General features: G+C 31.3%; 29 protein-coding genes. 7 read left to right on the plus strand and 22 right to left on the minus strand.

Going from position 1 to position 24,809, the window contains the following annotated elements; genetic code table 11:
- Positions 1 to 10: 10 nt before the first annotated feature.
- From BLV68_RS02125 to BLV68_RS02150, 6 genes are all read right to left on the minus strand, one after another.
- Complete coding sequence (locus BLV68_RS02125) at positions 11 to 874, minus strand: recombinase RecT (protein ID WP_093750432.1); 864 nt, start codon at positions 872 to 874, stop codon at positions 11 to 13.
- Positions 875 to 876: 2 nt separating this feature from the next.
- Positions 877 to 1,431, minus strand: coding sequence for a host-nuclease inhibitor Gam family protein (locus BLV68_RS02130; RefSeq protein WP_093750434.1), 555 nt, complete (start codon positions 1,429 to 1,431; stop codon positions 877 to 879).
- Entirely contained in the window at positions 1,432 to 1,641 is a 210-nt protein-coding gene (locus BLV68_RS02135; RefSeq protein WP_093750436.1) for a hypothetical protein, read from the minus strand.
- A gap of 61 nt (positions 1,642 to 1,702) precedes the next feature.
- Positions 1,703 to 2,248: a helix-turn-helix domain-containing protein gene (locus tag BLV68_RS02140; RefSeq protein WP_093750438.1), complete on the minus strand. Its 546-nt coding sequence runs from the start codon at positions 2,246 to 2,248 to the stop codon at positions 1,703 to 1,705.
- Between the two features lie 179 nt (positions 2,249 to 2,427).
- Positions 2,428 to 2,655 (minus strand): hypothetical protein, encoded by a 228-nt coding sequence (locus BLV68_RS02145; protein ID WP_093750440.1) that lies wholly within the window; start codon positions 2,653 to 2,655, stop codon positions 2,428 to 2,430.
- A 218-nt stretch (positions 2,656 to 2,873) separates the two neighbouring features.
- Positions 2,874 to 3,107 carry a helix-turn-helix domain-containing protein gene (locus BLV68_RS02150; RefSeq protein WP_093750442.1) on the minus strand — a complete coding sequence of 78 codons (234 nt, stop codon included), beginning with the start codon at positions 3,105 to 3,107 and terminating at the stop codon, positions 2,874 to 2,876.
- A gap of 180 nt (positions 3,108 to 3,287) precedes the next feature.
- Here BLV68_RS02150 and BLV68_RS02155 point away from each other — a divergent pair, with 180 nt between their 5' ends.
- From BLV68_RS02155 to BLV68_RS02185, 7 genes are all read left to right on the plus strand, one after another.
- Positions 3,288 to 3,725, plus strand: coding sequence for a helix-turn-helix domain-containing protein (locus BLV68_RS02155; protein WP_093750444.1), 438 nt, complete (start codon positions 3,288 to 3,290; stop codon positions 3,723 to 3,725).
- Positions 3,726 to 3,756: 31 nt separating this feature from the next.
- Positions 3,757 to 4,005, plus strand: coding sequence for a hypothetical protein (locus tag BLV68_RS02160; protein WP_093750446.1), 249 nt, complete (start codon positions 3,757 to 3,759; stop codon positions 4,003 to 4,005).
- Positions 4,006 to 4,036: 31 nt separating this feature from the next.
- Positions 4,037 to 4,501 carry a coiled-coil domain-containing protein gene (locus tag BLV68_RS02165; RefSeq protein ID WP_093750448.1) on the plus strand — a complete coding sequence of 155 codons (465 nt, stop codon included), beginning with the start codon at positions 4,037 to 4,039 and terminating at the stop codon, positions 4,499 to 4,501.
- 62 nt (positions 4,502 to 4,563) lie between these two features.
- Positions 4,564 to 5,112, plus strand: a complete 549-nt coding sequence (locus BLV68_RS02170) for an ImmA/IrrE family metallo-endopeptidase (protein WP_093750450.1) — start codon at positions 4,564 to 4,566, stop codon at positions 5,110 to 5,112.
- Between the two features lie 274 nt (positions 5,113 to 5,386).
- Positions 5,387 to 6,400: a DUF4236 domain-containing protein gene (locus BLV68_RS02175; RefSeq protein WP_093750452.1), complete on the plus strand. Its 1,014-nt coding sequence runs from the start codon at positions 5,387 to 5,389 to the stop codon at positions 6,398 to 6,400.
- Between the two features lie 173 nt (positions 6,401 to 6,573).
- On the plus strand, positions 6,574 to 6,834 hold the full coding sequence (locus tag BLV68_RS02180; protein WP_093750454.1) for a hypothetical protein: 261 nt from the start codon (positions 6,574 to 6,576) through the stop codon (positions 6,832 to 6,834).
- Positions 6,835 to 7,249: 415 nt separating this feature from the next.
- Positions 7,250 to 8,884: a recombinase family protein gene (locus tag BLV68_RS02185; RefSeq protein WP_093750456.1), complete on the plus strand. Its 1,635-nt coding sequence runs from the start codon at positions 7,250 to 7,252 to the stop codon at positions 8,882 to 8,884.
- Between the two features lie 14 nt (positions 8,885 to 8,898).
- Here the strand turns inward: BLV68_RS02185 and BLV68_RS02190 are convergent, their stop codons facing one another.
- From BLV68_RS02190 to alaS, 16 genes are all read right to left on the minus strand, one after another.
- The gene (locus tag BLV68_RS02190; protein ID WP_093750458.1) at positions 8,899 to 9,255 is read right to left on the minus strand and encodes a sigma-70 family RNA polymerase sigma factor; all 357 of its coding nucleotides are present in this window, start codon (positions 9,253 to 9,255) and stop codon (positions 8,899 to 8,901) included.
- A 62-nt stretch (positions 9,256 to 9,317) separates the two neighbouring features.
- Entirely contained in the window at positions 9,318 to 10,976 is a 1,659-nt protein-coding gene (locus BLV68_RS02195) for a peptidoglycan D,D-transpeptidase FtsI family protein (RefSeq protein WP_093750460.1), read from the minus strand.
- Positions 10,977 to 11,033: 57 nt separating this feature from the next.
- Positions 11,034 to 11,657: a uridine kinase gene (udk, locus tag BLV68_RS02200; protein ID WP_093750462.1), complete on the minus strand. Its 624-nt coding sequence runs from the start codon at positions 11,655 to 11,657 to the stop codon at positions 11,034 to 11,036.
- On the minus strand, positions 11,650 to 12,891 hold the full coding sequence (locus BLV68_RS02205; RefSeq protein ID WP_093750464.1) for a peptidase U32 family protein: 1,242 nt from the start codon (positions 12,889 to 12,891) through the stop codon (positions 11,650 to 11,652). The genes udk and BLV68_RS02205 overlap by 8 nt, the downstream gene beginning before the upstream one ends.
- A 5-nt stretch (positions 12,892 to 12,896) precedes the next feature.
- Positions 12,897 to 13,544 carry an O-methyltransferase gene (locus BLV68_RS02210; protein WP_093750466.1) on the minus strand — a complete coding sequence of 216 codons (648 nt, stop codon included), beginning with the start codon at positions 13,542 to 13,544 and terminating at the stop codon, positions 12,897 to 12,899.
- Between the two features lie 68 nt (positions 13,545 to 13,612).
- Positions 13,613 to 14,662, minus strand: a complete 1,050-nt coding sequence (mltG, locus tag BLV68_RS02215; protein ID WP_159428584.1) for an endolytic transglycosylase MltG — start codon at positions 14,660 to 14,662, stop codon at positions 13,613 to 13,615.
- Positions 14,663 to 14,747: 85 nt separating this feature from the next.
- The gene (locus BLV68_RS02220) at positions 14,748 to 15,242 is read right to left on the minus strand and encodes a QueT transporter family protein (protein ID WP_093750470.1); all 495 of its coding nucleotides are present in this window, start codon (positions 15,240 to 15,242) and stop codon (positions 14,748 to 14,750) included.
- 27 nt (positions 15,243 to 15,269) lie between these two features.
- Entirely contained in the window at positions 15,270 to 15,602 is a 333-nt protein-coding gene (locus tag BLV68_RS02225; RefSeq protein ID WP_093750472.1) for a YlbF family regulator, read from the minus strand.
- A gap of 122 nt (positions 15,603 to 15,724) precedes the next feature.
- Positions 15,725 to 17,389, minus strand: a complete 1,665-nt coding sequence (locus BLV68_RS02230; protein WP_093750474.1) for a ribonuclease J — start codon at positions 17,387 to 17,389, stop codon at positions 15,725 to 15,727.
- Positions 17,390 to 17,487: 98 nt separating this feature from the next.
- Positions 17,488 to 17,925, minus strand: a complete 438-nt coding sequence (locus BLV68_RS02235; protein ID WP_200773610.1) for a Fur family transcriptional regulator — start codon at positions 17,923 to 17,925, stop codon at positions 17,488 to 17,490.
- Positions 17,926 to 17,992: 67 nt separating this feature from the next.
- On the minus strand, positions 17,993 to 18,244 hold the full coding sequence (locus BLV68_RS02240; protein WP_093750476.1) for a DUF1292 domain-containing protein: 252 nt from the start codon (positions 18,242 to 18,244) through the stop codon (positions 17,993 to 17,995).
- Positions 18,245 to 18,256: 12 nt separating this feature from the next.
- Complete coding sequence (gene ruvX / locus BLV68_RS02245) at positions 18,257 to 18,667, minus strand: Holliday junction resolvase RuvX (protein ID WP_093750478.1); 411 nt, start codon at positions 18,665 to 18,667, stop codon at positions 18,257 to 18,259.
- Between the two features lie 10 nt (positions 18,668 to 18,677).
- On the minus strand, positions 18,678 to 19,625 hold the full coding sequence (locus BLV68_RS02250; RefSeq protein ID WP_093750480.1) for an aldo/keto reductase: 948 nt from the start codon (positions 19,623 to 19,625) through the stop codon (positions 18,678 to 18,680).
- Complete coding sequence (locus tag BLV68_RS02255; protein ID WP_093750482.1) at positions 19,618 to 21,786, minus strand: hypothetical protein; 2,169 nt, start codon at positions 21,784 to 21,786, stop codon at positions 19,618 to 19,620. Before BLV68_RS02255 ends, BLV68_RS02250 begins: the two co-directional genes overlap by 8 nt.
- Before the next feature lie 22 nt (positions 21,787 to 21,808).
- On the minus strand, positions 21,809 to 22,066 hold the full coding sequence (locus tag BLV68_RS02260; RefSeq protein ID WP_093750484.1) for an IreB family regulatory phosphoprotein: 258 nt from the start codon (positions 22,064 to 22,066) through the stop codon (positions 21,809 to 21,811).
- An 82-nt stretch (positions 22,067 to 22,148) separates the two neighbouring features.
- Entirely contained in the window at positions 22,149 to 24,788 is a 2,640-nt protein-coding gene (gene alaS, locus BLV68_RS02265) for an alanine--tRNA ligase (protein ID WP_093750486.1), read from the minus strand.
- Between the last annotated feature and the right edge of the window lie 21 nt (positions 24,789 to 24,809).

The raw sequence follows: 24,809 nt of genomic DNA on the forward strand, positions 1-24,809 counted from the left end.
AGCTCCTAGCCTATTCCTCAAATGGTGTTCCTTCAAATAGCGATTTATCTTCTTCATATTCATCACCGTTTTCTGGTAGAACTTCTATAACATCAGGATCATTGTCTACATAATCATATTCGTTCTCATTTCTTATTACTGCTTGGTCTGCTTTAATGGCTTCTAGTAATTGCTGGTTAGGTTTCTGCATTTCTACTGAAAGAATTCCCCACTTGTTTATCATGTTTTTAATTACAGTTTTCTTGCACATTTCATTAAAGTTGTCTTTCCAATTACCAGTACCGTACTTTGCATATTGAACTGAATATTTCTTAGCATGTCCTAGTAAGCTTTCTACGGACCAATAGACTTTCTTTTCAAAGCCATTGAGTAGTGCAAAATATCCAGCATATCCGATTATCTCTTTTTCTTCTCTTTCTTTTTCATCTTCTATAAATTCAATTTCTAATTCTTCTGTCAAAGGATTCCAGTTTTTTAATTCTCCTTCTCTAATGTCTATTACATTGATATTTTTATACATTCCTGTTCTAAGGGCTAATTGGATGTAGCCTTTATATCCTAGTTGGAATTGGCATTCTTTGTAGCCTTTTTTGCTGTTGTGATAGGGTACTAGATATGCAAATCCAAAATTGTCTTCAATGGGCAAATCTAAAATTGCTGCCTTTAATGCTGATTGTATTACTGTGTTAGGTTCACATTCGTTTAATGCTGCATTGCTATTAACTGCACTTATAATACTACTCATAAATTGAGGAGCCCTGTTACCTAATACTTCTTTAAATCTTTTTTGATAACTTTCTGTATTTAACAAGGATTTAACTGTATAGTTTTGTGTAAGTTTATTGGTTTTATTTACCACTGGCTTATTAGTCATATTTACACCTCCACCTTGAATTCCACTGGTCTCTCAACTACTTCTACACCTTCAACTATCTCCCCGGTATCCTTTAATACAACCATTCCATTAACTACATCTGTAATTTTCTTTAGCTCGCCCCATTTTGCTTGTTTTTTTACTTCTATATATTCGTTCATTTGATTTTCCTCCAGCCACTTAGTCAACTTATCATTGTCTCTATTAAATTGAGGTCCAGGGAACTTCTTTACAAGCTCCCCGCTTGGTAGTCTATACTTCAACATTGTCTTAGTCTTTTTCATGTCTTTCTCGTCTAGTGTCTCAAAGTATTCTGCAAGCTTGCCGTCTCTTTTTTCTATGATATATTCTTCCTCTTGAATTACCTTGTCCAATTTTTCTTTATAGAAGTTTATTTTGTTTTCAAGTTGCATTTTTAATCTTCTTATTTCCGCCAGCTTTTCTTCATGTATTTCAATCCACCAATCCGCTTCTTCATCAGATTTAATTTTCCACTCTTCTTCATCTTCCTGAATACCTAAAGCCTCATCTAAAATATCCATCATCATGTTTTTCATTTATAAATCCCCCTTTAAACTTGCATATTCAATTGCTAACTCTATTAGCATTTCTTTGTTCTTTTTAAGTTTTTTCCCTGCATCTTCTGCCTGTCTTAGAATTCTTTCTAGTTCAAAGTTTTCTTGAATTATTCTGTATATTTTAGCCTCTATTTCAGATTTCATTTCTTCTACATTTGAATTTGCAAAATAAATACTAACCGCTTTCACTTTGCATTCTCCTTCCTATTTGGTATAATTGACTTAACGATATTTTTTTGATGGACCTTTTTCAGATGGCTGTCTGAGAGGTCTTTTTTTCATACTTGCATTTTTTTACATATCCTCTTTCGTTGCATTTTTTATTATGTTCTGCTATTATTTCAGCCATATCACACCATTTGTTGAGTGATATTTTTAATATTTCTACATTGTGTTCTACATCAAGAAATTCATGTAGATACCTAACAAACTTTTCCCATTCATCTTCTTTGAAATCTTCTCTTTCATTTTTATTTACTGCTATTGCTAACATATTAGTTAATACTCTTTGAGCTTCGTCCATTTCTCCAACTAGCTTAAGAAGAACACTTGCTGGATCTAAATTTACGTTGTCAAGTATTTCATATGAATATGCTTGTCCTATAGCACAATAATCTTTGCAATATCTCTGTGTTAGCCATGGATCTTTATACACTTTGCTCATTCTTAATGTCACATCTGGACCTGGTATAGTAATATTTTGTTCATAATTTATTAAAGCTCTTTGACTTATATGATTTTTAGCTGCTGCTTCTTCTATTGTTAATCCACTTTTTAGTCTTGCATTTTTAAACATATTTTCCACCCCTTTCTTGCATTTTGATTCATTGTTTACAGCTAAGTACTGATATACAATTTATTTAAAGATATTAAGCGGATTTTTTCTTATAATGCTTAAGTTCCTTTTCTACCTTCTTAATAAATTCCCGCATACAAGAAGGCATATCTTTGGCTTTACATATAAAGCCTCCTATCCTAATCTGTCTCATCTTTTCCTTTCCCTCCTTTCCTTCTATATTGAAAATGCACAATTTTACCTTCTACCTCTTGTTTAATTCCTTCTAATATTTCTAATTTCTTTTCATAACTATAGGGGAGATTATTAATTTCATTAATAATGAATTCTGAATGTATCTCTACCATTCTTTCGCTTAACATATCCCAACCTTCTTTTGTGTTTGGTAAATGAACTATAATATTCATTGACTCCCCCTCCTCTCATACCTATATATATTATTTGGCTGATTTGTCCTATTCTCCACAATTGCTTAGCAACTCTATCTATCTATTCTTTTCTTCAGTACTTTCTCATAAAGATATTTTTGCAATAACATTAAACGATGTAGTTATAACACCTTATGAGAATAAAGAAATATATTAACTACAACCCACTCCACTCTTCTCTCTCTTTATTTGAAACATTAGGCTGTTTGATCTTTATTATTAGTTGAAGTTTCTTCAACTTTATGTTTGAAAAAAATTGATGGATCCACTTCTAATATTTCTGCAATTCGTTTAGCTTTATCTATCGTTATCTTAACTACACCGTTTTCTAGTAAACAATAACTACTTTTGCCACTATAACCAAGCTTATCAGCCATGTCTTGTTGTGTATAGCCCTTTTCAATTCGTAACTTTTTTAGTAATTCGTTCACTTTTTATACCTCCTTATGTTTAAGTTTCTTAAACCTTCTATTATGAATTATAGTTTAAGCAACTTAAACTGTCAATAGTTTTTTTGAATTTTGTTGAATCTTCTTAAACTTTTATTTTTAATACGAATTTATAAGTTATAATTTAAGTAAGTTTAAGTTTTTTGAACAGGTGGGATAAATATGTCATCATTAGCAAAACGAATTAAAGAATTAAGGCAAGAAAGAAATTTGACACAAGAAGAGTTCGGAAATATATTTGGTATTGTAAAATCCACTGTTTCTTTATATGAAAGTGGGAAAAGTACTCCGGATGATGAGTTAAAGAAGAAAATAGCTAAATATTTTAATGTATCTTTAGATTATCTTATGGGTGTTTCGGATGTAAGAAACCCATATAAAGAAACATCAGAAAATAAAATTATAAAAGATGATGGATATGAGCTAACTCCTGAGGAAAAAGAGCTTCTCGAAACCATAACATCAGATCCAGAGCTTTCTGTTCTATTCCATGACCTTAAATCAGCACCTAAAAAGAAAATAAAACAATTGCTTAAAACATGGGAATTTATCAATGAACAGTTTGAAGAAATGGAAAAGGAATTGGATGATGAGGAATAAATAAAATTATAAAGACTTGGAGGTAATTATAATGGCCAAAATAACTGATAGAGAACTATTAGAACTTATTGCTACTCAAGTAGCTAATCTTACAACTGAAGTTAAAGATATAAAAAACGAAGTTAAAGATATAAGAAACAAAGTTACAATTATTGAACAAGAGCATGGCAAAAAGTTGGACGCTCTATTTGATGGATATAAGCAAGTCTATGAAAAGCTTGATAAAATCGAAGATGAAGTATCTAAGCATGAAGAAATAATATTAAGACATGTAAGATAATAAAATTATAAAATACTGGAGGTTAATCAATATGAACAATGATATTCTTTATCAGATACTTAATGAACTGAAAGAACTTAAAGAAAATCAAAATTCAATGCAAGACCAAATGAATGACATGCAAAACCAAATAAATGGTATGCAAAATCAAATGAATGATATGCAAAACCAAATAAATGGTATGCAAAGCCAAATAAATAGTATGCTAAATGAGTTTAATAAAATCAGAGAAGAACTAGTAGATACAAAAAAAGAATTAAGTAATGAAATCAGTAGTGTAAAAAGTGAACTCAAAGACTTTAGAGAAGAAACTAATACAAGATTCGATGCTTTAGAGGATAGATTGGATGAAATGGAAGCTGTTAATGGAAAAAGACATCTTGATTTTGTTAAGGAATTAAAAGAACTAAGACATTCAGTTAATAGAATTGAAATAAATACTGCAGAAAACTGGAGAGATATTGCTAGACTCAAGGCTATGAGAAAATATAAATAGGAAATAAATTAGATTATAAAATCTTTGTGCAACAATTCGTTCATCAAGGGGGGAATGACAGAATGATATTAGGTGACTTTATACCGAATCAGCAAACTAATTATCTTGAAAACAAAGCTAATGAAATCCTTTTAGATAACTTCATTGAGCATCCATACGAGATAGATCTTGAGACAATAATTGATATAAATTATAAAAATATAAAAGTTTTCTATTCTAATCAAGATAGTAAAGTCATTATAAAAAGAAATATGGCTGTAATTATTGTTAATGATAGGCTTGAATATAGAAAGCAACGTGAGGAATTAGCTGAAGAATTCTGTCACTTTTTATTACATTGCGGTAATCAGATCAATTATAAATACGATATCGTTTTAGACAAGCAAGAACAGCAGGCTAAAAGAATGTCTGCCTATCTTCTCTGCCCTTTATATATGCTAAAAACTATAACTATTCCTATGGATACATATTGCACAATCCATGAGCTAGCAGACATATTTAATGTTACATACGAGTTTATGAAATATAGATTAAGCCTTATTTGGGGACAAGACTTGAATTTAATAACAGTACACAACGGAGAATTCTATGGAAATATATCTATAGAATAATTTTTGAACTCCATATTGCATTAGAATTTCAATCTGATTACTTTGCATGTAGATTGCATGGTATTAATATGGCATTAACATAGAGATGCTATTTATTTTTGAAGTAAATAAATAGCAAAGCATTTACTATAGGGATTTAATTTATGGTTAAGCTCAAATTCAAAGATTTGAGTATTCTTTAAAACTTTATGTAGAACATAAGTTCAACACTATTCGACAGGATGTTGTAATATAGGCAGTTTTATAATTAAATTAATTGGAAAGGAATGTTTTTATGGGGTTTAGAGTAAGGAGAAGTATTAATTTAGGCGGAGGTTTTAGAATAAATGTTAGCAAAAGCGGTATTGGTTACAGCTGGGGAGTTCCGGGATACAGAATAACCAAAACTGCTAAAGGTAATATTAGAAAAACATATTCTTTACCTGGCACTGGAATAAGTTATGTCGAAGAAACAAGTGGAAGGGAAAAACGAAAAAGAAATAGCAGCATCAATTATAGTTATGTTCAAGAGCCTACAATGGAAGATGTTGTTAGTGCTGATATTGAAAATTACAGGCCAGCAGAATATGAAGATTTTGTTAAATCTATTGAACGAATAGTAAATATAAATAAGTTAGCTAATTGGCTATGTGTTTCTATCGTTTTGTCAGCTTTCCCTATTTTTTTAGTTACAGGTATAATCGGTATTATTCTTAAAATTTATGTTAGAACTAAAGGTAAAATGAACTTGGAATATGAGATGGATAAATTTTATATAGAAAAGCACAAAAAATTAGTAAATGCTTGGACAACCTTAAGTAAATCTTCTCAATTATTGCAAATAATACAAACCGGAAAAGTTCATAATAAGAAAATTCATGCAGGTGCCTCACAATTGGTAAATCCTAAACCTTTTATAATCACAACTAAACTTCCATTTTACTTAAAAACAGATATAGATATTATTCAATTAAAACTCATGAAAGAAAATCTGATTTTTTTTCCGGATAAAATTCTTATACTTCAAGGTTCTAAAGTAGGATCAATAGATTATTCCGATATCTCTATTGAAGTTGGTAACGTACCCTTTGTTGTTGAAGTTGCGCCAAAAGATGCTACCATAATTAATTACACATGGGAAAAAGTTAATAAAGATGGTTCTCCAGATAGAAGGTATAAGGGGAATAGACAGTTACCTATATGTAATTATGGCAAAATTGAAATTACTTCGTATTCAGGGTTAAACATCTTGATATACTGTTCTAATTTAAGTAATACTGCTCTGTTTAAAGAGATGATGATAAACTAACAATATAATTATAAAATGTTAGTGACACCTAGGACCTAGACAAAATGATCTGGGTCCTTTTTAACATCAATAGATAGAAAGAATACATATTTACTCTTTGTTTTCAAGATATATTTGTTTTTGTTAATATATTCGTTTAATAACATCAAAAAATATATTTATGGATGTATAAAATGGATAAGAATTTGCTAATTAACAGGATAAACAAATTTAAAACATCAAACAATAACGATGTAAGCATTTCCTTTGTAAGAAAAGTAAATAGAAAAAACGAAAAATACTTGTTTTATACAGCTACATTATTAGATGAAATTAAGGAAGATATTATAAATACACTGTTTGGGGGTTTTTATGAATACTTATCCAATTTTAATTTAAAAGAATATGATCCATTATACGTTCACGAGAATACAATAGAATATATACCATTATAGGATATATCAAATTATGAAGTTTTTAAATCAGAAATAAATAATTCCAACAATGTCATCACAGATCACAATAAAATTAATAGGCCTTATATATGTCAAAAATTCTTTTATTCACGTAAACCCTATACTTTATATATTGTTGGATATAATATTTATTCAATTAACAAAAATCATACTTTGATAAGCAAAAAAGCTATGAAGAATTGTATGAAAAAACATATATAGAAAATTCATCAATCAAAGTATCAATATTAGGACCTGGTATCTATTTAGAACTTTCAAAGCTTCAAAAATAATAATTATTTATTATTTCTTCCATAAACGGTGATGTAAAACATCATCGTGTTTTTATTTTACTTACACTCACATTTGTATATGCTATAATAAATACAACTATATGTTTTAAAGGGTGATTATGATGAAAATAGCTATATACTCTAGAAAATCTAAATTCACTGGCAAAGGTGAATCAATAGATAATCAAATAGAAATGTGCAAAGAATATGCTAATAAACACTTTAACAACATAGAAGAATTTATTATATATGAAGATGAAGGTTTTTCAGGGGGTAACATAGATAGGCCACAGTTTAAACTTATGATGAAGGATGCTAAAAGTAAGAAATTCAATGTTTTGGTTTGCTATAGATTGGATAGAATTAGTAGAAATATAGCTGATTTTTCTTCACTTATAGAAGAGCTGCAGAAAAACGATATATCATTTGTTTCCATTAGAGAACAGTTTGACACGTCCACTCCTATGGGCAGAGCAATGATGTATATTGCAAGTGTATTTGCTCAATTAGAGAGGGAAACCATTGCAGAAAGAATAAGGGACAATATGTTACAATTGGCCAAGACTGGAAGATGGCTTGGAGGAATTACTCCTACTGGCTTTGATTCTGAAGAAATGATCTTCATAGATTCATCTGGTAAAGAAAAAAAACTGTTTAAGCTTTCTCCTATAAAAGAGGAAATTAAAATAGTAAAGCTAATATATAAAAAATTTCTGGAACTGGATTCCTTAACTCAATTGGAGACATTCTGCATACAAAACAATATAAAAACTAAAAATGGCATTAATTACTCTAGATTTGCATTAAGAAATATACTTACTAACCCTGTATATGCAACGGCTGATGAAGATACATATAATTATTTCATTGATAATGGATATGAAGTTTATTCAGATGAAAGCAAATTCAATGGAACTAAAGGTATTATGGCATATAACAAGACCATTCAAAGAAAAAACACTTCAAATAAGCTGCGTGACCCATCTGAATGGATAATAGCAGTAGGAAAACATCCTGGAATTATTAAAGGTAAAGAGTGGGTGAAGGTGCAAAATATGATAGAAAGAAATAGATCCAAATCATTTAGAAAAGTTAAAAATTCTGAATCCCTTCTATCTGGAATTTTAAGATGTGGTAATTGTGGTAGCTTTATGAGACCAAAACTTGGCAGAGTAAATAAAGATGGAATCCAAGTTTTTTATTACATTTGTGAACTAAAAGAAAAAAGTAAACGAGAAAAATGTAATATGAAAAATGTAAAAGGTAATGATTTAGATCAACTTGTTATAGATGAGATTAAAAAACTATCCTATGAAGGATCTAGCCTCTCCAAAAAGATAGAAAAAGATAGAATTAATATTATTAGTACTAAAAATACTTTAAACGCTGAAATAAGGGATATTAAAACTAAGATAGAAAACAACCAAAAGGCCATTGCTAATCTAGTAAACACTTTAGCTGATGGCCAAGAATCTAATGCTTCTAAATACATAATAGAGCAAATAAATGAACTGGATGAGGAGAATTCAAGGTTAAAAGAAAAATTACTTGAGTTAGAGGAAAAAGCAGAATCGAATAATTTAAAAGAAGACAATATTGAAATCATAAATGATGTGATAGCTAAATTTGCTGATATGATTGATAATGCAAATGTAATACAGAAAAGAAATTTAATAAGATCAGTAGTAGATAAGATTACCTGGAATGGGGAGAATATAGATATCGTTATGTTTGGAGCTGATTCAAGAAAAAAGTAATGGAAATGTTTCCGTTATGTGAGTATAGCATTTTCAATGCAACGTGCAGCATAAGTGGCTAATCTAGTGCCTTTATTGATGTCAAATGTAGAAATAGCTTTAATGAGACCAATCGTACCAATGGAAATTAAATCGTCCATATCCTTCCCGGAACTATTATATTTTTTTACAATATGTGCTACTAATCTTAAATTCCTTTCGATTAAAATATTTCTAGCTTTTTCATCTCCTGCAGCACATCTGATTAAATAATGTTCTTCTTCCTCCTTAGTGAGAGGCCTTGGAAATGAATTTGTATTTGAAATATATCCTGAAAAAATTAAAAAATTCTTTACTATTTCAGTAAAACAAAAAAATAGTTGGGAAAACATAAAGGCACCTCCACTATCTCCATATTAAAGTATATGTGTATGAAACAATATAGGTGCCAGTCCTACCTATTAATCTTTTCAATTTCTTTAACAATATTTTCAAAAATGGGAGCAGCAGTTTTAGAACCGGAGTACCCTTCCTCTATTATGACTGTAATAACATATTTAGGTTCTTCTTTAGGATAAAATCCTGAAAACCAAGCATGAATCGTCTCCTTTCTATTTAATACAGCTTGTGCAGAACCAGTTTTTCCACCAGCACCTCCCAAATCTTTTAAGCTCATGTTTTTGGCAGTCCCATTATCTACTACATCGATTAAACACTCTTTTAAAATCAAGCTATTCGCTTCTGAAAGAACCTTTTGTGGAATAATTCTCTTATTCTTTTTGATCATATGTCCATCATAGTTGGTAATGCCATCTACTATGGTTAATCCAGTCTTAATTCCATCATTAGCTACTATGGCCATCATATTAGTAATTTGAAGGGGAGTAGTTTCTATACTACCCTGACCAATTGAAATGTTACCAATAGCAGCCCCATGCAACTCATCCCCTTCAGGGAGATTGCCTTTTACCTCTTCTAATAATCCAATATGGACTTTCTCGCCAAAACCCATTTTTTTGGCCATTTGAATTATTCTTTCTCCTCCTAACATTTTTCCCAATTGAATAAAAACAGAATTGCAGGATTTTGAAAAAGCCTCTTTTATATCAATAGACCCATGGCCTTCTCTGTCATTACAATTTATTATTACATTTCCTACCCTCTCATATCCATTACAATAAAATTCTTTATCCTGTATTTCTAAATTATGCTCTAAGGCTGCTGCTAGCACAACCAATTTAAATAGAGACCCTGGGGGATAAGCAACTTGAATCCCTTTATTATACAATGCCATATCGTCCCTGTTTAAATATTTGTCTACATCATCTTGATTAAAATTAGGCCTACTAGCCAAAGCTCTAATTTCTCCTGATTTAACCTCAGCTACTATTACAGCCCCATTTACTTCATTTTTGTCAAGTATATTTTCTACTATTTTTTGTATATGATAATCTATCGTCAACTTTACTCCACTGGGCTCCATTGTAAGACCTTTACTATCTACATTAATACTACTTCCTAATACTACCTCCTCCCTTTCATCTAATTCAATAAAAAGGATATCCTCCCTTTCTATATTCTTTAATATATCATCATAAACCTTCTCTATCCCAAATTCTCCTTTATTTTCTGATTTATTTATATATCCAATTACATGGGAAAGGATACTGTTTTCATCATATCTAATAACTTTTTGATGAATTAAAATATTACTCCAATTACTAATAATTGGTTTGATGGTATGTAATGGAATTTCAACAATTTTCTCATCATCTTTTAGCCTTTTTTCAAACTCTTCATAATCTAAACTCGTATTATTAAGCAATGTGTGTTTTAAGCTTTGATCTTCTATTATATTATTCTTTAATGCAAACAAAACGTTAACCCTTTGCCTATTAGTAAGGGGAATTAAGTTTCTATCATAAATTATTCCTCTTTTTGGATACAAATCAAATTCCTTTCCTCTTTGCCTTAGCACCTGTATATTTAAATTATGATGATTCTTAATTTGGATCCAAAATAGTCGAGATATTAACAATATAAAAGCAAATATACAAATCAATAGATAATCGTACATTCTATTATGTATTATATTTTTTTTATATCGACTCATAAAAAAGCCCCCAATCAATTGTATATATAGTATTACCAATTGATTGGGGTTATATAATTAGTTTTTATTCAATATGGAATTGATCTTTGTAACTATTATATCTATAGCTACTTTATTGTATCCACCTTCAGGTATAATTATATCAGCATATTTTTTTGTTGGTTCAATAAACTGAAGGTGAGCAGGCCTTACCGTGCTCATATATTGATGTATAACAGAGTCCAAAGTCCTTCCTCTTTCCTTAATATCCCTTTGTATTCTCCTTATAACCCTTACATCGGAATCAGTATCTACAAATATCTTTATATCACATAGATTTCTAATTTCTTCATCATTTAAAATCAAAATCCCTTCCAGAATGATTATTTCTTTTGGATATACAGTTACAGTTTCCTTTTTTCTAGTATGCTGTTCAAAATCGTATATTGGTTTTTCTATGGTTTTATCATTTAGCAAATCCTTTAAATGTTGTATTAGAAGGTCATTGTCAAAAGCAAATGGATGGTCGTAATTAGTTTTTACCCTTTCCTCAAAAGATAGATGGCTTTGATTCTTGTAATATGAATCCTGTTCTATTATTACCACATTCTTCTTATTGATAGATTTTAAAATCTCTTTAGCAACAGTGCTCTTCCCAGACCCAGTACCACCTGCAATACCAATTAAAAGCTTTTTAGCCATTAATCCCATCCTCCCTATTCTTCCTTATCATATACCATGGTTCTACAGGTTCTACCATTTTCATTCTTATTATCTGCTGAGGATGGGGAGCGACATCAATTTCCTTACCTTCTTCATCCCACATTTTTTCAATAATTTGAGTAAAATGCTTTCTTCTAGGTCCAAATATTTCTATTGTATCTCCTTGAAACATTCTATTCCTCTGCTCTATTGTTGCAATTCCACTTTCTTCATCATAATCTAATATAAGCCCTACATAATCATATCCCCTAATATAAGAACTGGAAGCATAAACTTGGTCATCTCCTGTTGGTTTGCCAAAATAAAAACCTGTAGTAAAATCTCTATAGCTTGCTTTTTTAATTTCATCTAACCAATCCTGATTAAATGTATAATTTTCTGGGTCTTTAAAATAAGCATCTATAGCCATCCTATACGAACGCACAACGGTAGCTACATAGTAGGAACTTTTAACTCTACCCTCTATCTTAAAACTTTTAATTCCTGTTTTAATCAAGTTTGGAATATATTCAATCATACATAAATCCTTAGAATTCATAATAAAAGTACCTTTTTCATCTTCATATACTGGAAAATATTCGCCAGGTCGCTTTTCTTCCATCAAATAATACTTCCATCTGCATGGATGTGCACAATCACCCCTATTAGCATCCCTACCTGTCATATAATTGCTCAATAAACATCTTCCCGAATAGGATATGCACATGGAACCGTGCACAAAAGTCTCAATTTCCAAATCTTTAGGAGCCTTATCAATTATTTCTTTAATTTCATTAAGAGACAATTCCCTTGCCAATACTATCCTCTTAATACCTAAATTATACCAAAACATAATTGTTTCGAAATTAGTAATGCTTGTTTGGGTACTTAAGTGAATTGGTAAGTTAGGAACGGTTCTTCTTATTACTGAAAAAACTCCAGGGTCTGATACAATTACTCCATCAACCTGTAAGTTATAAAGATTTTCTACATACTCTTCAAGTCCAACTAAGTCTTCATTATGTGGGATTATGTTCAAGGTTACATATACCTTTTTCCCTCTACTATGTGCAAATTTAATCCCTTCATCTATTTCCTCTAAACTAAAATTCTTTGCACCTTTCCTTAATCCAAAACTTTCACCACCTAAGTACACAGCATCCGCACCATAGGTTATTGCCATCTTTAATTTTTCTAAATCGCCAGCTGGTGCCAATAACTCTGGTTTGGTCATAATTTTCACTCCTCTCTAAAAGTTAAAGCAACACCATCTCCAATAGGTAATATACAGGATTCATAACCCTCTATATTATTTATATATTCCAGATATTTTCTCAACCTTTTAACAATTGTTTTCTTCCGCCTTACTACTAAATCATCTGAAGCGACCATGCCTTTAAAAAGCACATTATCCGACATTATTATCCCTTTATTATTTAAAATCCTTTTACAGTCATTAAAAAACTGAAGATACTGCCCCTTTGCTGCATCAAGGAATATAAAATCATATTTATCATTTAAAGTTGGAAGAAGTTCTTCTGCTTCACCCTGAAGTATTCTAATTCTATCTTTATATTTTGTTTTCTTAAAATTCTCTTCAGCTTCTTTTACCATATCCGATCTTCTCTCTATAGTAGTTATTAAACAGTCTTCATTGGTTGAACTTGCCATAACCAAAGCTGAATATCCAATGGCAGTTCCTATTTCCAATATACTTTTAGGATTTAATACTTTTAATATAACTTTTAGTAATTGAGTAACTTCCCTTTCTATAATAGGAATGTGGTTTTTCATAGCATATTCTTCTAATTCCTTCAAAATCCCCTTATGACTTGGGATTATGTTCCTTATATATTCCTCAATATATTCCTCATTTATCTGACTCAATCCATCATACCTCCTTAGCATAAATTAATACGTGGTTACAACCACGTATTAATTCTTATTACAAAATACTACTTTTTGGGAGCTGCTCTTAAATGTTCTTCATAAGTTCTTGTAAATGTATGAGCTCCTGTACCATCTTCTTTAGTTCTAAAGAACAGATAATCTACATCTGCAGGTTTTACTGTAGCAATTAAGGAGTTCTTTCCTGGAGATGCTATTGGAGCTGGAGGTAAACCTAAATTTATATAGGTATTATACACGGACTCGATTTGAGTGTCTTTATCCGTGAGTACTTCTTTCCTCTCTCCTAATATATATTGGACTGTTGCACATGACTGCAATGGCATGTTTACCTTTAATCTATTATGGAATACAGCCGAAATTAATTCCCTCTCTTCATCAAGCTTAGCTTCTCTCTCTATAATGGATGCTAATGTAACTATTTCATTCAATGTAAAATCCAAAGAACCTATATTAGGTTTTACATCACTTTCAAATACTTTTATAAACTCATCAAGCATTTTCTCAATTATTTCTTCCTCTTTTGTGCCAATAAATATTTCATAGGTAGATGGATATAAAAAACCTTCTAAACTTTGTCCTTCTTCTAATTCCATTAAAAATGGGTACTTATCCTGAAAATTTCCTTTATCAGATGTTAGAGCTAAAAATCTTTCTTTGTCTACAATACCTTCCTTGGACAATTTCTCAGCTATTTGACCCAATTCATATCCTTCAGGTATAGTAAACCTTATTACATTATTATTTCTTCCACCCTTAGAAAGTACATCGATTATCTCATTAACGCTCATGGAAGTATTTAATGCATAACTTCCAGCTTTTAATTTACCTTCAAGGCCACTCCTTTTAACTGCAATTTTAAAAACTGTTTCATTTCTTATTAATCCATTGCTTTTCAGTATATTTGCTATTTTACTAGTACTACTACCTACTGGCACTTCTATATCTATACCTACAGGATTTTCTGCAGAAACAGCTAAAAGGCTGTTGTCATAATATTTTTTAATAAATATTAAAGATATTATTATAATCAGAAGAAAAATAATTCTCTTATACAATATGCCCTTGCTTCTTTTTCTCCTAGCTATTTCAGACACAAAATCTCCACCTTTTAAACCATATATTTATCTACTTTATTATACATTTTTTATAATTTAATTACAACATTTCGCATACAATTGGTTAACAATTTTTATCATTTCCAACATGTTTAATGGATTTATTATAAACTGTCAACATCAAGGTTCCAAAAATGGCTATAGAAACCATTTCTCCCAAACTGATACCTAATACGGTAAACCAATATGGTACATTTGTAAAATAGGACACCCAAATTGACACAATTAGACCATTCAATAATATAGGTGGAAGGGCACCCAATATTTTATTAGGCATTTTATTAGTTAAATAAGCAGCTACTAATGTTACTAAACTACCTCCTAATATATCAACTAACCCAAAAGAAGAGTAAGATGCTAGTAAAAAATTAGCTGCTAAACATCCAATAAAAAGACCTGGTATCGCTGCAGATTCTACTAATGGCAATAAAGTTAATCCTTCAGCAATTCTAAGTTGAATTGGGCCAAAGGCTATATTCCCCATTGGTATCTGTATTAATACCAGCAATAAATAAATACCAGCAATCAGACTGGCTTTAGTTAAGTACCTGGCATTCATCATATTACCTCCAACTCAGCTTTTACTTCATTCAACATCAAATACATTGCTAATAATTTTAGTTATATCCTCTACTAATTGAGTAAACCTTAACTCCGCATGAAAAAATTCATTAATGGATGGATTTAGCATTAAAACTTCTTCTAATTTATTTATCCTTTCAATCTCATCCCTATCTATTTCTTTGCCTGCAGCTTTATCCATTTGTAGTTTTAAAGCCTTTTTCCTAAAGTCTTCCACCATTTTTTTATTCTTTTCATTAGAATCCAAAATCTTTTTCTTCTCTAAATAAGTTTTATATTCTTCAGAATTTCTTATAGCTCGGGCCAATTTATGGGCTAAATCATAAACATTATCCATATTATTCCCTCCCGAAATCTAAATATTATTAGCAATAAAGATTATATCATCATTTATCAAAATTAGACAAGTAATAGTCCAAAAAAATCCTAGTATATCCTTAAAGATATACTAGGATTAAATTAAACTTCCATAATAATGGGTAGAATCATTGGATTCCTCTTTATCTTTTCAAAGATGAAGCTTCTTAGTGCATCTCTTATACTAGACTTCAGAGTCGCCCAATCGGTTATATTTTTCTTTTCGCATTCAGACAACACTTCTCTTATTACTTCTCTTGCTTCTTCCATCAAATCTTCTGATTCCCTTACATAAACAAAGCCCCTCGATACTATATCTGGACCAGCTATTACCTTACCTTCCTGTTTACTCATAGTAACTACCACTACGATCAAGCCATCTTCAGACAGATGTTTTCTATCCCTCAGTACAATATTACCCACATCTCCAATTCCAAGACCATCTACCAATACATTACCTGAAGGTACTTCATGAGTTATTGCTCCTGAATTTTTGGTAAATTCAATAACAGAACCGTTATTTGCTATAAAAATATTTTCTCTAGGCATACCCAATTCCATTGCCAATTCTCCATGTCTTTTTAAGTGCCTATATTCCCCGTGAACAGGTATAAAAAATTTAGGCTTTAATAAGGTGTGGATTAGTTTCAATTCCTCCTGACAAGCATGTCCTGAAACATGTACATCTGCTAATGATTCGTATATGACCTTAGTTCCTCTTTCAATCAACTTATTTATTACCCTAAAAATAGTTTTTTCATTTCCAGGTATTGGTGAAGCAGATATAATTACTAAATCATCGGGAACCAATTCAATCTTCCTATGCTCTGAAAATGCCATCCTAGCTAATGCAGACATAGGCTCCCCTTGACTTCCTGTAGTCAATATTACGATCTGATTGCTTGGGTACTTATGCATATCATTGATATCGATCATAGTTCCTTCTTTAATCCTTAAATATCCCAATTCATAAGCTACATTTATAGTATTTATCATACTTCTTCCCGAAACTACTACTTTTCTATTATATAGTTCTGCAGCATCAATTACCTGTTGAACTCTATGAACATTAGAAGCAAAAGTAGCAACTATTATCCTAGCAGGAGCTTTTATGAATATATCATTAAAAGTATCCCCCACAGTTTTTTCCGACATTGTATATCCGGGTCTTTCAACATTTGTACTATCTGCTAATAAGACTAGTACTCCTTTACAACCTAGTTCAGCAAATTTGTATAAATCTATTAAATTATCATTTATAGGCGTAAAATCTATCTTAAAATCACCAGTATGGACTACCGTCCCTACAGGGGTATAAATTGCAATAGCTACGCTATCTGGTATGCTATGACTAGTCTTTATAAATTCTATCGTAAAAGAACCTAGTTTAAGCTTATTATTAGGTTGGAATTCAATCAATTTTACCTTGTCTAATCTATGTTCTTTTAATTTGTTTTCCACTAACCCTAAAGTTAACCTAGTTCCATAGACGGGCACATTCAATTTCCCTAGAAAATACGGCAACCCCCCAATATGATCTTCATGTCCGTGGGTTAGAAAGATTCCCTTAATCTTTTCTTTATTCTTCAATAGATAAGTAATATCAGGAATCACAACATCTATTCCCAACATTTCATCTTCCGGAAAGGTCATGCCACAGTCAACTACTATTATGTCATCTTTATATTCAAAAACGGTAATATTCTTACCTATTTCACCTAATCCGCCTAATGGAATAATCTTTAACTTGTTCGTTTTCTTCGCCACTCTATCATCTCCTTTATATTAATTTCTCCAATTTGTATTCATATAAACCTTTGAATAGCTGTAAAATTTTCCTAAAAAAATGAATCCCCAAATGGGATTCATACTTGGCAATCCGCACAGTATCCAAAAAACTTTACATTATGGTTAATTATTTTAAAATTGTTTTGTTCTTCAATCTGTTTTTCTAAGCTTTCCAATAGGTCTAGTTTGACCTCCATTACTTTTCCACATTCTAGGCATATTAAGTGATGATGCTGATGGTTTTCCGAATCATTACATAGCTCATATCTGTTATAACCATCATCAAAATTAACCCTATAGATAATATTCAATTTTTCAAGCAATTGCAAAGTCCTATATACTGTGGCAATACCAATCTCAGGATACTTAGCCTTTACAATATCATATACTTCTTCTGGACTTAAATGTTTTTCATGATTTTCAATAATTGCATCTAAAATTGCCCGTCTTTGCGTAGTTAACTTATAACCTTCCTCTTTAAACTTTTCTTTCATTTCTTCCATATTGATTTCCATTTTTTCACCCGCTTATAATTCTATATTATAGAATACTAGTATAACCTTAACTTGTCAAGCATAGAATTTACTGTAATCTCTCTTTTTGAATCTCCTCATAAGCTTCAATAACATCCTTCAACTCTTCATCGTTATCAATACCTACCAGAATTATTCCTCCATCATCATCATATTCTATTCTCAATAAATAAGTTGAGGACTTCAAATCATTTACTGGTAGTAAAGCTGCATATTCTGAGTCATCTAATCCAAAGGTAGCCAATACCTGGAATTCAACTTTATTTCCCATTTCATCCAATAATGTAATTCTTTCAGTCATCTCCTCACCCTCTCATTTTCTATCCAAATAATTTTGAAGTATATAAGTAGCTGCAACCTTATCTATTACTTTTTTCCTATTTTTTCTGCTTACATCCCCTTCTAATAGAATCCTTTCTGCTGCAACAGTGGTAAGCCGCTCATCTTGTAATACAATTTCTATATCAACTTTCCCCTTTAATTTATCAACAAATTTCAAGACCTTTTCTCCCTGTACCCCAATGGTATTATTCATATTCTTTGGCAAACCGATAACTAATTTCGTTACATTGTATTCGTTAATTAATTCCTTGATCTCATCTATATCCTTTTTATAACTTTCCCTTCTAATGGTTTTTAACCCTTGAGCCGTTAATAGTAAAGGATCGCTAATAGCTACACCAATAGTTTTATCTCCTATATCTAATCCCATTATCCTTTCCATAATTCTCTCCCTATACAATCTTTATACAAAATTCAGGACAGCCTCTTGCACAATAGCTGCAAAGTATACAATTGTCATTTGGCACAGCTTTTCCATCAATTATATCAATTCCATTGTGTTTACATATACTTTTACAGTTACCGCAGCCTATACAATAATCAGCTACTACCAGGTTCCTCTTTCTGCTAGTTAGAACTCTTTTTAATTCAGAAGAAATTTTCCCTGTTTCTATTAAACTAGTATTGCAATCTACCTCTTCTTTAGATTGCATACCTATGGCAATGGAATGTATATAGGGAATATTTCTTACAAAATTAAAAGCTTCTTCTAACTGAGATATTAGATGGCCTCCTCCTAAAGGTTTCATGGAATATATGCCTTTACCCTTATTATATGCTTTTTTAATAGCTATTAACATATCATTTACACTGCCATCCTGGATACCAATTCCTTCCCTGTTGACTATAGGATGGATAATCTCGATTTCGTCATAACTTATTGCGCCTAATACCCCCTCTACTTTATGGGTGGAAATGCCTATGCTTCTTATTTTACCCATCTTCTTAGCTTCCAAAAAATATTCTATGGCCTCCATATGGCCTCTTAAAGTATGGATACTCTCCTGCTCATGGAGCATAAAAATATCTATATAATCTGTATTAAGCTCTTTTAAAGCCTTGTTTAAACTCTTTTCTGCCATTTCTTTCGTATAAGCATAGCATTTGGTGGCTAATACATAGTCCTCTCTATCTATCCCTTCTAATGCCTTTCGTATATACTGGTAATTATCATATATCTCAGCTGTATCTAAGAAGTTAATTCCCTTAGAATAGGCATATTGAATAAGGTAAGCCCCTTCTTCAATAGTTAAGTTTGCTTGGAAAGGAGTCATGGTTAAAGAACCAAAACATAGTCTTGAAACTACTATACCAGTATTTCCTAGTTCTATTCTATCCAATTTCGTCCACTTCCTGTCCTATTTTATCTTCCTCACCTATTACTATAAAGAGTAGTAATATTGTAGCCATATTAATTGATATTGCCGATAATATCAATCCAGAATCATTAACTAAAAATCCAATTATACTACCAGCTATACATGAAAGATAACCATTCCCCAATCTACTTACCATGAATGAATTAACTCTATCCCTATAATAATGGGATACAATAATTTGAGCAAATATATTTATAATTATCACTCTAGTCCAAAATGAAATGCCAATTAATCTTACATTCATCAATAATTTTCTGTCGATAATATTCTTTACAAAGCCTATTCCCTTTTCGTTGATAGACAACAAGGTATTACCTAAATGGGTGGGGCTGTGGCTAAATCTTATGTCCAAATACCCTAAAAAGCCAATAGCCATACCAATTATAAAAAGAGTTAGTATTGTGTTTTTTAAATTCAAATTTTTGCCATACAGTCCGCAGACAAAATAAATACTAGATGATAGTAATGCAATTGTACCTCCAACATTAGCACCTAAATTTGGATGCCCCACTAATACCGTTGTGCCAATCATCACTAATATGGGTATAATTTTTTTACTATACTTTTCATATAATAATCCTGCTGTCATACAAGAGACCATTAAAAACAGTCCTACCATTTCATTTCCTATACCAAAATACCTAGCTCCAATGATGGGATCATGGCTTAACACGGAATATTTGGTAAAATATCCCTTTAACAAAATATCAAAAAATAGTAAAATAAAATACAAATAAGTAACAACCAATATATTCTTAGAGCTATTACACTTATAGAATACATATATAACTAAACTTGAAAACAAAGTTAACGCTAGAATAAATATTATCAAATTATCTATTCTAAATGAAGATATAATCATAAAGGCCAATGGTAGAACATAAATTAACAATAAACCAGTCTTCAATCCTCTAAGGATTTGCTCATTAGGTACAATATTTAATAAAACCAATGCTATAATCAATAATATTATAACAAGGCTTATAGTCCCATAGGTTGATAAGGTTTTTGACCTTGTTTTAGACATTAAATTAATTGGACCAATTATAGATTTAATATAATTTAAACTATCCTCTATTTCCACATATTCAATGGGATTACCTGCCATATTTTCTGGCTTCAAGTCTAAAAACTTAACAACGGTAGGAGAAATATCCAAATTGGCAATAATCCCATTTTGCCTAGTTGTATTAGACACAACTATTCCCTTCATAACGTTTTTTCCCCAGATTATAATTGGCGATAACCTATTTCCATCAATTCTCTCCTCTCCGCTGTTAGGGCTGAGTATCATTAATAGGGAATTATCTTTATCTATTATATTGAGCAAGCCCTCAATAAATTCGTCAATGTTGTTAAGTATCACATTCCTCTTTTGATAAAACTCATCGGTAGATAAATTAGCTCCATAACTATTTAGACGATTTAAATCTCCAGTATCTACCACTATTAAAGATGCATCCGATTTTACCCTTTCTATCTCATCTAATATTTTATCATAATCTGTCCTAATGCCGTAAGGATAAAAATTATCTTTAACTAAAATATCATCAACATTTCCATAATCTATTAACCCATCGGGGTCCATTGGTATTAATGCAGAGGTTCTTATTAGCTCCTCATCTGTATCGCTATTACCGAAAACTGCAGTTTTTAAACCTGATTTATGTAAAGTATAACCTAAGGCTCCTATGAATGGAGAATACTTATTATCCTCATTCTGATTGTAGAGCCTTCCCATTTGAATATTCCCAACTTCATATTGCTTATCCATTAATCCTATTCTGCTTTCATATATAGCTTTAAATTCTTTATCTAAATTATGAAATTGGCTGCTGTCATAATTAGCAAATGCTTTATTTGATGCATTTATAGTAGCAAAGCTTTCCGCTCCTCTATATCCATTTAAACCTCTAACATTCATAAGTCCTATACTGGAATCTTCAATCAACCCCAGTAAATTAGGCATATTATCTATATCAGATAAGGTCATTTTATTTACTATTATCATGTACACATTTTTATTTCCATAATGGTTATCATGACAAAAACTATATTCAGCATGGATAAATATTAAAAATAAAACCATAATAGCTATAACAAGTTCTTTATATCTATTCACCTTTGTTTCTCTCCCAAAGCCTCTATTTTTCTCCTAAATAGTTCCGTAAAATTTCCTCCAATAATTCGTCTCTTTCAATTTTTCTGATTAAACTTCTAGCATTATTATGACTAGTAATATAAGTTGGATCTCCTGACAGTATATAACCTATTATTTGATTAATTGGATCATAACCCTTCTCCCTTAAAGCATTGTAAACTGTAATAATTATATCCCTTGCCTCATTTATATTTTCTTTAGGTGCCTCAAATTTCATGGTCTCATTGAAATTATTACTCATTATAACACCCCCTGTAATATTTATATCATATCACAAATACTATATACAGTGTGAAATAAATATTAGCCTAAAAGGCTAATATTTATTTCATCTGTGATGTAATAATTGTTGAAACCATATTTAAAGCTTCATCAACTTTTGAGATATCCTTTCCTCCTGCTTGTGCCATATCAGGACGACCGCCACCACCACCGCCTGTGATCTTAGCTACCTCCCTGATAATATTGCCAGCATGAACTCCTTTTTCGACCAAATCCTTGGTAGCCATTGTAACAAAGGATAACTTTCCATCATTAACACTAGCTAATACGACTATACAGGATTTTACCTTATCCCTTATTTTATCACCTAAATCTCTCAAGCTATTCATATCCATATTTTCAACCTTATATACAATTAGATTCATTCCATTTACAACTTGTTTTGAATCGATTATATCATCTACAATAGACAATGCCATCTTAGATTTAAGAGAATCAATCTGTTTGTCCTTTTCTTTCAACTCTTCAATTATATTTTCAATCCTATTTACTATTTCCTTCCTATTACTTTTCAAAATATACCCTATTCTATCTAGGTCTCGTTCCAATTCTAGTAAATATTCGTAAACACCTTTGCCCGTTACAGCCTCAATTCTTCTTACTCCAGCTGCAATACTGGACTCACTAATGATCTTAAATAGCCCAATATGAGAAGTATTAGCAACATGGGTCCCTCCACACAACTCTTTAGAATAATTGCCCATTTGAACAACTCTAACTATGTCTTTATACTTATCTTCAAATAGTCCAATTACCCCCATTTTTTCCGATTCATCTAAAGACATCTCCATAGTTTTTACCTCTAAAGATTCCAATATCTTCTCATTTACTATTCTTTCTATCTTCTTTAATTCTTCTTCCTTAACTGCCTCATAATGAGTAAAATCGAATCTCAATCTATTGGGTAGTACAATGGAACCAGCTTGGGAAACGTGGTCGCCTAGTACTTCTCTTAAAGCCTGATGTAGTAAATGGGTTGCAGAGTGGTTTCTCATAGTATTATTTCTATTTTCTTCATCCACTTTTGCTAAAACCCTGTCTCCAACTTTTAGACTTCCCATTTCAACCTTTACAAAATGGATAATCGTTTCATCTTTAGTTCGCTTAGTATCTATTACTTTTCCTTTAAAACCATCGTTTTCAATAAAACCTATATCCCCAACCTGACCTCCGCTTTCACCGTAGAATGGGGTTTCTTTCAAAATTATTATTCCTTCTTCCCCTTCTTCCATTTCATCAACCTTATTTCCATCTATAAATATATCCAATACTTCCGTATTCAAAGATAATATATCGTATCCTCTAAATACTACATCATATCCAATTATTTCTTCTAAAGGACTTCCCTTCTTCCAACCAGAATCGGTATATTCTTCTCTAGCTTTTCTAGCTCTTTGTCTTTGTTCCTCCATATATTTATTAAATTCATCTTCTCTAACCTTCAAACCCTTTTCTTCTAATATTTCTTTAGTTAAATCTAGTGGGAAACCATAAGTATCATATAGTTTAAAAGCCTTTTCTCCGTCTAAATATTCTCCCTTATGCTCAAGTATTTGCTTAATATATTCTTCCAATATGTGAATTCCTTGATGTATTGTTTCTTGGAATTTCTCCTCTTCGACCTGTACTACTTTCTTTATCTGGCCTTCCCTTTCTTTAATCTCCTCATATTCCACTTTCCAAGAATCTATAACAGTTTCAACAATATCCTTTAGAAATGGCTTATTGATTCCCAATAGTTTTCCATGTCGTGCCGCTCTCCTTATTAGTCTCCTTAAAACATAACCTCTACCTTCATTACTTGGCAATACTCCATCTGAAACTAAGAAAGTCATAGCCCTAGCATGGTCAGTTATAACCCTTATAGAAACATCTGCTTTTGGATCTACTCCATACTTCTTATCCGATATCATTTCCACCTTGTTAATAATCTTTCTGATCTCTTTAACTTCAAATATATTATCGGCTCCTTCTATGACTGCTGCTATTCTTTCTAAGCCCATTCCAGTGTCAATATTAGGATTTTTTAATGGATAATAGTTTCCAGATTCATCTTTATCAAACTGGGTGAAAACTAGATTCCATACTTCTATATATCTATCGCAATCACAACCTGGTTTACACTCTTCTTTGCCACAACCATACTCTTCTCCCCTATCTACATATATCTCAGAGCAGGGACCACAAGGTCCTACTTCAAGTTCCCAAAAGTTGTCTTCTTTTCCCAATCGGACAATTTTAGAATCATCTAAGCCAATAACCTTATTCCATATCTCGTAAACTTCATCATCTTCCAGATAAATAGATGCCCATAACCTTTCCTTAGGAATTTGCAAATTTTCTGTTAAAAACTCCCAAGCCCATTGTATTGCCTCTTTTTTGAAATAATCGCCAAATGAAAAATTACCTAGCATTTCAAAAAAAGTTGCATGTCTGTCGGTTTTACCCACATTATCAATATCTGCCGTCCTAATACACTTCTGACATGTAACCACTCTTTTGCTTGGTGGAATTTTCTCTCCAGTAAAGTAAGGTTTTAAAGGTGCCATACCAGCATTGATAAGTAATAAACTTTTATCATTTTTAGGCACTAAAGAAAAGCTTGGTAAATCTAGGTGGTCTTTTCCTTTGAAAAATTCAATAAATTCTCTTCTAATCTCATGTAAACCAATTTTTTTCATCAACAGTACACCTCGCTTCGT

Source organism: Tepidimicrobium xylanilyticum (assembly GCF_900106765.1).
In the GTDB taxonomy this organism is placed as follows: Bacteria; Bacillota; Clostridia; order Tissierellales; family Tepidimicrobiaceae; genus Tepidimicrobium; species Tepidimicrobium xylanilyticum.

Coding starts and splice junctions, on each gene's coding strand:
- BLV68_RS02190 (WP_093750458.1), bottom strand. CDS start 9,255: ATGTTTTCCCAACTATTTTTTTGTTTTACTGAAATAGTAAAGAATTTT.
- BLV68_RS02240 (WP_093750476.1), bottom strand. CDS start 18,244: ATGACTGAAAGAATTACATTATTGGATGAAATGGGAAATAAAGTTGAA.
- BLV68_RS02225 (WP_093750472.1), bottom strand. CDS start 15,602: ATGGATAATGTTTATGATTTAGCCCATAAATTGGCCCGAGCTATAAGA.
- BLV68_RS02170 (WP_093750450.1), top strand. CDS start 4,564: ATGATATTAGGTGACTTTATACCGAATCAGCAAACTAATTATCTTGAA.
- alaS (WP_093750486.1), bottom strand. CDS start 24,788: ATGAAAAAAATTGGTTTACATGAGATTAGAAGAGAATTTATTGAATTT.
- BLV68_RS02180 (WP_093750454.1), top strand. CDS start 6,574: ATGGATAAGAATTTGCTAATTAACAGGATAAACAAATTTAAAACATCA.
- BLV68_RS02220 (WP_093750470.1), bottom strand. CDS start 15,242: ATGAATGCCAGGTACTTAACTAAAGCCAGTCTGATTGCTGGTATTTAT.
- BLV68_RS02195 (WP_093750460.1), bottom strand. CDS start 10,976: ATGAGTCGATATAAAAAAAATATAATACATAATAGAATGTACGATTAT.
- BLV68_RS02260 (WP_093750484.1), bottom strand. CDS start 22,066: ATGAGTAATAATTTCAATGAGACCATGAAATTTGAGGCACCTAAAGAA.
- BLV68_RS02185 (WP_093750456.1), top strand. CDS start 7,250: ATGAAAATAGCTATATACTCTAGAAAATCTAAATTCACTGGCAAAGGT.
- BLV68_RS02140 (WP_093750438.1), bottom strand. CDS start 2,248: ATGTTTAAAAATGCAAGACTAAAAAGTGGATTAACAATAGAAGAAGCA.
- BLV68_RS02155 (WP_093750444.1), top strand. CDS start 3,288: ATGTCATCATTAGCAAAACGAATTAAAGAATTAAGGCAAGAAAGAAAT.
- BLV68_RS02130 (WP_093750434.1), bottom strand. CDS start 1,431: ATGAAAAACATGATGATGGATATTTTAGATGAGGCTTTAGGTATTCAG.
- BLV68_RS02235 (WP_200773610.1), bottom strand. CDS start 17,925: ATGGAAATCAATATGGAAGAAATGAAAGAAAAGTTTAAAGAGGAAGGT.
- udk (WP_093750462.1), bottom strand. CDS start 11,657: ATGGCTAAAAAGCTTTTAATTGGTATTGCAGGTGGTACTGGGTCTGGG.
- BLV68_RS02125 (WP_093750432.1), bottom strand. CDS start 874: ATGACTAATAAGCCAGTGGTAAATAAAACCAATAAACTTACACAAAAC.
- BLV68_RS02175 (WP_093750452.1), top strand. CDS start 5,387: ATGGGGTTTAGAGTAAGGAGAAGTATTAATTTAGGCGGAGGTTTTAGA.
- ruvX (WP_093750478.1), bottom strand. CDS start 18,667: ATGGAAAGGATAATGGGATTAGATATAGGAGATAAAACTATTGGTGTA.
- BLV68_RS02145 (WP_093750440.1), bottom strand. CDS start 2,655: ATGAATATTATAGTTCATTTACCAAACACAAAAGAAGGTTGGGATATG.
- BLV68_RS02205 (WP_093750464.1), bottom strand. CDS start 12,891: ATGACCAAACCAGAGTTATTGGCACCAGCTGGCGATTTAGAAAAATTA.
- BLV68_RS02160 (WP_093750446.1), top strand. CDS start 3,757: ATGGCCAAAATAACTGATAGAGAACTATTAGAACTTATTGCTACTCAA.
- BLV68_RS02165 (WP_093750448.1), top strand. CDS start 4,037: ATGAACAATGATATTCTTTATCAGATACTTAATGAACTGAAAGAACTT.